The following is a 674-nucleotide window of genomic DNA, read 5'->3' on the forward strand; positions in this document are numbered from 1 at the left end:
TTGTGTGTTGTTTGAGAACTGCACAGTGGACGCGAGCATCTTTGTTGTAAGTAATGAAGAGCGTACGGTGGATGCCTTGGCACCAGGAGCCGATGAAGGACGTAGGAGGCTGCGATAAGCCTCGGGGAGCTGTCAACCGAGCTGTGATCCGAGGATGTCCGAATGGGGAAACCCAGCACGAGTGATGTCGTGTTACCCGCGCCTGAATATATAGGGCGTGTGGAGGGAACGTGGGGAAGTGAAACATCTCAGTACCCACAGGAAGAGAAAACAACCGTGATTCCGTGAGTAGTGGCGAGCGAAAGCGGAAGAGGCTAAACCATGGGTGTGTGATAGCCGGCAGGTGTTGCATTCGTGGGGTTGTGGGGTTCATTTTGTCAATACTGCCGTGTTGGCCAACAGTAAGAAATCATGAGGTTAGTGGAAGTGGTCTGGAACGGCCTGTCGTAGAGGGTGAGAATCCCGTACACGAAAACTTTGTGACTGTTGTAATGGAAACCCAAGTAGCACCGGGCCCGTGAAATCTGGTGTGAATCTGTCGGGACCACCCGATAAGCCTGAATACTCCCTGGTGACCGATAGCGGACTAGTACCGTGAGGGAAAGGTGAAAAGTACCCCGGGAGGGGAGTGAAATAGTACCTGAAACCGTGCGCTTACAATCCGTCAGAGCCTT

1 rRNA gene is annotated in these 674 nt (G+C 52.8%); it reads left to right on the plus strand.

Annotated features, from left to right (window positions below):
* Window positions 1–44: 44 nt before the first annotated feature.
* Window positions 45–674 (plus strand): 23S ribosomal RNA (locus R4P64_RS33920); the annotation flags it as partial.

Source organism: Rhodococcus sp. IEGM 1366 (assembly GCF_033142425.1).
In the GTDB taxonomy this organism is placed as follows: domain Bacteria; phylum Actinomycetota; class Actinomycetes; order Mycobacteriales; family Mycobacteriaceae; genus Rhodococcus_F; species Rhodococcus_F globerula.